This window comes from Clostridia bacterium, assembly GCA_017438525.1.
GTDB lineage: Bacteria > Bacillota > Clostridia > Oscillospirales > RGIG8002 > RGIG8002.
On record JAFRVI010000073.1, the window covers coordinates 1 to 7,922 of the forward strand.

Below are 7,922 nucleotides of genomic sequence, written 5' to 3' on the forward strand. Positions count from 1 at the left end.
GAGCCGCTCGAGATCTTCACCGACAACGACGGGGAGATCATCTTCAAGAAGTATTCGCCGGTCGGGGAAATGACGCGCTTTGCGGAGCAGTACGCCGAGGTGCTGCACCGCGCGAGCGGATACCAGACGGTCATAACCGACCGCGACACCGTCGTCGCCGTCGCCGGCGGCTCAAAACGCGACCTTATCGGCAAGCCGGTCGCGGACAGTCTCGAAACGCTGATGGAGAGCCGAGTACACTACGTCGTGAGGCGCGATTCGGAGAATCTCGTCAGCATCGTCGACGGCGTTGACAAGACCGCGTCCGTCGTTTCGCCGATCGTCAGCGGGGGAGACGTCGTAGGCAGCGTATGCATGGTGCGGGAGGAGGGGAAGCCGCCGTCCGAAACGGACGTTAAGCTCATCCAGACCGCCGCGCAGTTCATCGGCAGACAAATGGAGGAATAGCGAAGGAAACGCCCGTTTTCGCTGCAGCGCGGACGGGCGTTTTTTATTATTTTCGTTTGATGTGTTTTTATGGCGGTTGTTGCAATTTGTGAAAAAAATAAGACAAATATTTGACAATTTTTGTAAAAATCTATTGATTTTTTCGCCCTTTTAGGATAGAATTATTTTCGGAGGCGGGTGAACCCGTTATCCGAAAATCAAGGAGGAGAAAGTAATGAAAAGAGTTCTCGCGTTAATTCTCGCTCTTGCCATGTGCTGCGTACTGTTCGTCGGCTGCGGCAAGGAAGAAGCGAACACCAACGGTTCGGGCGACGAACCCGCCGGCAGCAGCTACAAGGTTGCGATGATCACCGATTACGGCGACATCACCGACGAGTCCTTCAACCAGACCACCTACGAGGCATGCAAAGCGTTCTGTGACGAAAACAAAGTTGAGTTCACCTACAAAAAGCCCGCCGGCGACTCCACGGCTGACCGCGTCGCCATGATCGAGCAGGCCGCCGGTGAAGGTTACAACGTCATCGTAATGCCCGGTTACGCTTTCGGCGGCGCCATTGTCGAAGCCGCGAAGGATTATCCGGACGTCAAGTTCGTCGCGCTGGACGTCGCGAAGGGCGACCTGCTTGAAGCGGGCGTCGCCGCCGCGGGCGAACAGTACGACTACAACCCCGATAACTGGGATCTCGCCAAGTACGTTGACATGAGCAACGTCTACTGCGCCATTTATCAGGAAGAGCTGTGCGGATACATGGCCGGCTACGCTGCCGTCAAGCTGGGCTACACCAAGCTCGGATTCCTCGGCGGAATGGCTGTTCCGGCGGTCGTCCGTTACGGCTTCGGCTTCGTTCAGGGCGCTGACGCCGCGGCGGCAGAGCTCGGCGTGAAGCCCGAGATCAAGTACGTTTACGGCGGACAGTTCTTCGGCGACGCCGACATCACCGCCAAGATGGACACCTGGTATCAGGCCGGCACCGAAGTCGTCTTCGCGTGCGGCGGCGGCATCTACATTTCCGCTGCCGAGGCCGCTCAGAAGGTCGGCGGTAAGGTCATCGGCGTTGACGTCGACCAGGCCGCGATCATCGACGGCAAATACGGCGCAGGCATCACCGTTACCTCCGCTATGAAGGGCCTCTATCCCGCCACCTATGATGCTCTTAAGGACATCATCATCAACGACAAGTGGGATAACTACAAGGGCAAGATCGAGACCCTCGGTCTTATCAGCGGCACCGAAGTCGAGAAGAATTACGTCCAGATCCCCTATGACTCCACTCAGTGGGCGGACGGTAAGTTCACCAAGGAAGACTACGTAACGCTTGTCGGCAAGATGTTCGACGGAAGCGTCAAGGTTTCCAATGCCATCGACAAGATGCCTGCCGTTACCGCCGTTACGGTTGACGATCAGGGCAATATCAAATAATCTGAACGTTCATAAAATGCGGATCTGAGATCCTGCCGATTCGGTGGACACAGAGTTTTAAGAAGGCAGGGGTGTCCGGAAGGGCGCCCCTGCCTTTCGCATTACAAGCGAGAACGCTCCTCGTTTACCTGTTTATTTATTGATTGAAAGGGGAGATGTGAAGTGGAACAGCCGTATGCTGTCGAAATGCTGCATATTACGAAGCGGTTCCCCGGTATCATCGCCAATGACGATATCACTCTCCAGTTGAAAAAGGGAGAAATACACGCGCTCCTGGGCGAAAACGGAGCCGGAAAGTCGACGCTTATGTCGGTGCTTTTCGGTCTGTATCAGCCCGAGGAGGGCGAAATAAGAATGAACGGCGAGCCCGTCAGCATAAAGGACCCGAACGACGCCAACGCGCTCGGCATCGGAATGGTGCATCAGCACTTCAAGCTCGTCGAATGTTTCACGGTGCTCGACAACATCATGCTCGGAGTTGAGCCCTGCAGGGCGGGCTTCCTGCTTAAAGACGAAGCGCGCGCGAAGGTTAAAGAACTCTCCGAGCGTTACGGGCTTTACGTAAATCTCGACGCGCTCATCGAGGATATATCCGTCGGTATGCAGCAGCGCACCGAGATACTTAAGATGCTCTACCGCGAAAACGACATACTTATCTTCGACGAGCCGACCGCGGTGCTCACTCCGCAGGAGATAACCGAGCTGATGCAGATAATGCGCAGTCTCGCGGCGGAGGGCAAGTCGATACTCTTCATCTCGCATAAGCTCAACGAGATAATGGAGGTCGCCGACCGCTGCTCCGTGCTCCGCAAGGGAAGGTACATAGGTACCGTCGAGGTCAAGAATACCACCAAGGAAGAGCTTTCCAGAATGATGGTCGGCAGAGACGTCGAATTCACCGTCGCCAAGGCGCCCGCGAAGCCGGGCGAAGTCATGCTCGAGCTCGACGGCGTACACGTCAAGAGCAGAGTCCACGACAGCGACGCTGTCAAGGGCGTTTCATTCAACGTCCGCCGCGGCGAGATCGTCTGCATCGCCGGAATCGACGGCAACGGCCAGACGGAGCTCGTTTACGGCATTTCCGGACTTGAACCGGTCAGAGCCGGCAGAATACTCTACAAAGGCGAAGACGTTACACACCGCTCTATCAGAAAGCGCATCACGTCCGGCTGGAGCCACATCCCCGAGGACAGGCACAAGCACGGCCTCGTGCTCGACTATCCGCTCGACTACAATATGGTACTCCAGCGTTACTTCGAGCCGGAGTTTACGAAGAACGGCATGCTTCGCAAGGCGAATATCAGGGAGTATTCCGATAAGCTCATCGAGCAGTTCGACGTCCGCTCCGGACAGGGCTCCGCGACTCCCGCGAGAAGCATGTCCGGCGGAAATCAGCAGAAGGCGATAGTCGCCCGCGAGCTCGACAGAGACTCCGACCTTATAATCGCCGTACAGCCAACCCGCGGACTCGACGTCGGCGCTATCGAGAACATACACCGCCAGCTTGTCGCGCAGCGCGACGCTGGCAGAGCGGTCTTGCTCGTTTCTCTCGAGCTCGAGGAGGTCATGAGTCTTTCCGACCGCATCCTCGTCATGTACGAGGGCGAGATCGTCGGCGAACTCACCCCGAAGACGACCACCGTCGAAGAGCTCGGTCTGTATATGGCCGGAGCAAAGAGAGGAGCGGTGAAGGATGAAGAATAAACTGCGTTCAATAGCGAAGAGCAACGCGTTTCAGTCTATAATCGCGTCGCTGCTCTGCATAATCATCGGCCTTGTCATCGGCTTCATAGTGCTGCTGATAATCAAGCCGGACGGCGCGTGGAAGGGCATCACCGACCTGCTCAAGAACTTCTTTAACCGCCCGAACGGTCGCCTTACGCTCAAGTATCTGGGCAATACCCTGGTCAAGACCGCTCCGCTTATCATGTGCTCGCTGTCGATCCTGTTCTGCTACAAGGTGGGGCTGTTCAACATCGGCGCGGCGGGGCAGTACTGCATCGGCGTCGGCATTTCGCTTTACGCGGCGCTGGCGTGGGGACTTCCGTGGTGGCTCTGCATGCTGCTCGCGCTCATCGCCGGCGGCCTTCTGGGAGCGATAATCGGCGTCCTCAAAGCATACCGTAACGTCAACGAGGTCATCAGCGGAATAATGTTCAACTGGATATCGCTGTACGCGGTCAATATGCTGCTGACGAACGTCAAGGAAAGCACAAGTCCCTACACGGTTGATATTTCGAGAAAGAGCATAAGATCGATGATTCCCTCGCTCGGACTGGACAAGCTTTTCAGCGACAACAGATACGTAACGATAGCGATCCCGCTTGCGATAATCATAGCCGTAGCCGTCTATATCATTCTCGATAAGACAAAGTTCGGTTATGAGTTGAAAGCGACCGGCTTCAACAAGAACGCCGCGAAGTACGCCGGCATGGCGGAGAAGCGCAACATCATCGTGACTATCGCGATCGGCGGCGCGCTCGCCGCGCTCGGCGCCTCGATGTTCTACCTGACCGGTTACGAGCAGTGGCACTGCAGCTTGTCGTCCGTCCCGTCGATGGGCTTCAACGGAATCGCGGCGGCGTTCCTCGGCGGGCTCAACCCGATCGGATGCCTGCTTTCGTCCTTCTTCATCCAGCACATAACCGAAGGCGGCGCGTACGTCGACAAGATGACCTACAGCTCGGAGATATCCGACCTGATATCGTCGATAATCATTTACCTCTGCGGATTCGTTCTCTTCATCAAGTTCATGATGAACAAGAGCATCGCACGCAGTGAAGAAAAACGCGCGGCGAGCGGGCATCAGGAGCCCATGCCGGGAACCGATACCGCCGTCGTTGTTGAGGAATCCGGGAAAGGAGGCGATGAGTAATGCTGCTGCTCCTGCAATACACTCTGCTTTATTCATCCGTACTGATCCTGGTCGCGCTGGGCGGCTGCTTCTCGGAGCATTCCGGCGTAATCAACCTCGGCCTTGAAGGCACGATGGTGATCGGCGCCCTCGGCGGTGCGCTTACCATGCACTTTATGCCGAACCTTCCGGCGCCGGCGATGATCATAATGGTCATCCTTATCTCGATGCTCGCCGGACTCGTTTACTCTCTGCTCCTCGCGGTCGCGAGTGTCAACTTCAAAGCGGATCAGACTATAGTCGGAACCGCGATGAATATGCTCGCGGTCGCCGCGGCGACGGTCATCGTCAAGGCGATAAACATCGCCGCGAACCCCGACAAGCCCTCCGCGACTCTGACCTATATCGCGCAGAAGAAGGCGTTTATCGTCAACATCGGGAGCTTCGAGTTCAACTGGTTCATGCTGGTGACGGTGATAGCCCTCGCCGCCGCGTACGTCCTGCTTTACAAGACGAAGTTCGGCCTGCGCCTTATGGCTTGCGGCGAGCATCCGCAGGCGGCCGCGAGCGTCGGCATCAGCGTCTATAAGATGCGCTACTCCGGCGTGATGATCTCCGGTCTGCTCGGCGGACTCGGCGGCATCGTCTACATCACGTCCGGCGTCAGCGAGTGGAAGTTTGAATACGGTGTCGCCGGTTTCGGCTTCCTCGCGCTCGCCGTCATGATCTTCGGCCAGTGGAAGCCGCAGCGTATCGCGCTTTCGGCGCTGCTGTTCGGACTTTTCCGTGCGCTGTCGAACGTATACGACGGCATCGGCTTCCTGAAGGCGCTCAACATCCCGAGCAGCATCTACAATATGCTGCCTTACGTTATCTCGCTCGTCGTGCTCGCGCTCACGTCCAAGAAGTCGCGCGCGCCGAAGGCGGAAGGCATACCCTACGACAAGGGCATGCGGTAGTTCTTTTCGCAACGATCGGGGACGGCGCCGCCGTCCCCGATTCCGACCTGTCTGGAGGTGCGCGGTATGCGTATGTATGACATCATCTACAAGAAGCGTATGGGCGGCGAACTGACCGCGGAAGAAATACGCTTCTTCATCGACGGCTACGTCGCCGGCGAAATACCGGATTATCAGGCGTCCGCGCTGGCGATGGCGATATGCTTCAGAGGAATGACGGAGGAGGAGACCGCGACGCTGACCGACGCGATGGCGAAATCGGGCGACACGGTAGACCTCTCGCGCTTCGGAACGCTGACCGCCGATAAGCACAGCACCGGAGGCGTCGGCGACAAGACCTCGCTCATCGTCGCTCCGCTCGCGGCTTCGCTCGGCGCGGTCGTCACGAAGATGTCCGGCAGGGGCCTCGGCCACACCGGAGGCACGGTCGACAAGCTCGAATCCATCCCCGGCTACCGCACCTCGCTCTCCGCGGAGGAATTCATCGCGCAGGCGGAACGCGTCGGGATAGTCGTCGTCGGGCAGAGCGGGAACATGACGCCCGCGGATAAGAAGCTCTACGCGCTGCGCGACGTGACCGCGACCGTCGACTGCATACCGCTGATGGTCTCCAGCATCATGAGCAAAAAGCTCGCCGCCGGATCGCATTCGATAGTGCTCGACGTGAAGGTCGGCAGCGGCGCGTTCATGAAAACGCCGGAGGAAGCGGAAACGCTCGCGCGTGAGATGGTGAAGATAGGCAAGCGCTGCGGCAGGAACGTCGCCGCGCTGCTGACGGATATGGATACGCCGCTCGGCAGGGCGGTCGGCAACGCGCTCGAGATCAAGGAAGCGCTCTCGGTGCTTCGCGGCGAAACGCGCGGCCCGCTGCGCGAGATCTGCATCGCGCTCGCGTCGAATATGGCTTCGCTCGCGCTTGAGATACCGATAGAAGAAGCGGTCGCGCGCGCGGAAGAGTCGCTTGACAGCGGCAGGGCGTTCGCGAAAATGAGGGAATGGATCGCCGCGCAGGGCGGCGACGTTGGGTATATCGACGACCCGTCGCGTTTCCCGCGCGAGCCGTTCGTGCACGACGTCGTCAGCGAAAAGAGCGGCTTTGTGAGCGCCGTGGACGCGCTCCGGATCGGTATGGCGAGCGTGCTTCTCGGCGCCGGCAGGGCGTCGAAGGAGGACGCGATAGACTTCGGCGCCGGCGTGGTGCTCCGCAAGACCGTGGGCGACTCCGTCGCCGCCGGCGAGCCGCTGTGCACGCTTTACACGGCGCGCGAAGACTCGCTTCCGCAGGCGGAGGCGGATATCCGCGCGGCGTTCGTGATTTCGGACGCGCCGCCCGAGAAGAAGCCGCTGATTTACAAGACGGTGAGATAAACGAGAGGCAGTTCGGAAGGGAAGAAGGAAAAACAATGCTCATTATCGGCATCGCCGGCGGCTCCGGCAGCGGAAAAAGCACTATAGCGCGGCGTCTCGTCGAGGAATTCGGCGACAAGGTGACGGTCCTGCGCCACGACGACTATTACAAAGCGCACCACGATATAACCTATGAGGAGCGCACGAGGATAAACTACGACTGCCCGGACGCGTTTGATACCGATCTGATGGCGGAACACCTGCGCCTTCTGCGCGAAGGCAGAGCCGTCGACTGTCCGGTCTACGACTACAAGGTCCACGACCGCAGCGACGAGGTCCGCCGCGTCGAACCGAACGACGTGCTTATAATCGACGGCATCCTCGTCCTTGCGGAAAAGCAGCTCCGCGACCTGATGGATATAAAGATATTCGTCGATACCGACGCTGACGTCCGCATCATCCGCAGGATAATACGCGACGTCAAGGAGCGCAAGCGCACGCTCGATTCGGTCGTCACGCAGTATCTGGGCACCGTCAAGCCGATGCACGAAATGTACGTCGAGCCGAGCAAGAAGTTTGCGGACATAATCATTCCCGAAGGCGGCCGCAACATCGTCGCGCTCGATATGATAAAGCACCGCGTCAACCGCGAGCTCGGAATAACAGAAACGAGCAGGCGCCAAAGCGAAAAATAAAATCGAACAAGTAGTAACAAAAAGGACACGCAATCGCGTGTCCTTTCGTTTTCTGGCTAAAAGATTGCTATTTCAGCAAAATCGGGGTTATCGTTAAATTTCGTAACGCAGAGCAAATGTCTTTCTCATCAAGGCCTATGCATTATTTGTAATTGTTGAGGTTTTCTATCGCATCAAGGAGATTTCGATACTTCATAGGA

General features: G+C 57.8%; 7 protein-coding genes. All 7 read left to right on the top strand.

The annotated features are described in order from the left end of the window. Positions 1–447, top strand: a 447-nt coding sequence (locus tag IJL83_06525; protein ID MBQ6553249.1) for a GAF domain-containing protein, incomplete at its 5' end; no start/stop codon positions are given. 214 nt (positions 448–661) lie between these two features. Beyond that, positions 662–1,867 carry a BMP family ABC transporter substrate-binding protein gene (locus IJL83_06530; GenBank protein ID MBQ6553250.1) on the top strand — a complete coding sequence of 402 codons (1,206 nt, stop codon included), beginning with the start codon at positions 662–664 and terminating at the stop codon, positions 1,865–1,867. A gap of 186 nt (positions 1,868–2,053) precedes the next feature. Beyond that, a complete protein-coding gene (locus IJL83_06535; GenBank protein ID MBQ6553251.1) occupies positions 2,054–3,571 on the top strand; it encodes an ABC transporter ATP-binding protein in 1,518 nt (505 codons plus the stop codon). Then, positions 3,561–4,742 carry an ABC transporter permease gene (locus tag IJL83_06540; protein MBQ6553252.1) on the top strand — a complete coding sequence of 394 codons (1,182 nt, stop codon included), beginning with the start codon at positions 3,561–3,563 and terminating at the stop codon, positions 4,740–4,742. Before IJL83_06535 ends, IJL83_06540 begins: the two co-directional genes overlap by 11 nt. Further along, on the top strand, positions 4,742–5,680 hold the full coding sequence (locus IJL83_06545; GenBank protein MBQ6553253.1) for an ABC transporter permease: 939 nt from the start codon (positions 4,742–4,744) through the stop codon (positions 5,678–5,680). Before IJL83_06540 ends, IJL83_06545 begins: the two co-directional genes overlap by 1 nt. A gap of 66 nt (positions 5,681–5,746) precedes the next feature. Beyond that, a complete protein-coding gene (locus IJL83_06550) occupies positions 5,747–7,048 on the top strand; it encodes a pyrimidine-nucleoside phosphorylase (protein MBQ6553254.1) in 1,302 nt (433 codons plus the stop codon). Between the two features lie 35 nt (positions 7,049–7,083). After that, complete coding sequence (udk, locus tag IJL83_06555; GenBank protein MBQ6553255.1) at positions 7,084–7,722, top strand: uridine kinase; 639 nt, start codon at positions 7,084–7,086, stop codon at positions 7,720–7,722. Positions 7,723–7,922: the final 200 nt, after the last annotated feature.

Excerpts from the sequence above, each read along its gene's own strand:
- IJL83_06540 (MBQ6553252.1), top strand. The coding sequence starts at position 3,561 with ATGAAGAATAAACTGCGTTCAATAGCGAAGAGCAACGCGTTTCAGTCT.
- IJL83_06535 (MBQ6553251.1), top strand. The coding sequence starts at position 2,054 with ATGCTGCATATTACGAAGCGGTTCCCCGGTATCATCGCCAATGACGAT.
- udk (MBQ6553255.1), top strand. The coding sequence starts at position 7,084 with ATGCTCATTATCGGCATCGCCGGCGGCTCCGGCAGCGGAAAAAGCACT.
- IJL83_06550 (MBQ6553254.1), top strand. The coding sequence starts at position 5,747 with ATGCGTATGTATGACATCATCTACAAGAAGCGTATGGGCGGCGAACTG.
- IJL83_06545 (MBQ6553253.1), top strand. The coding sequence starts at position 4,742 with ATGCTGCTGCTCCTGCAATACACTCTGCTTTATTCATCCGTACTGATC.
- IJL83_06530 (MBQ6553250.1), top strand. The coding sequence starts at position 662 with ATGAAAAGAGTTCTCGCGTTAATTCTCGCTCTTGCCATGTGCTGCGTA.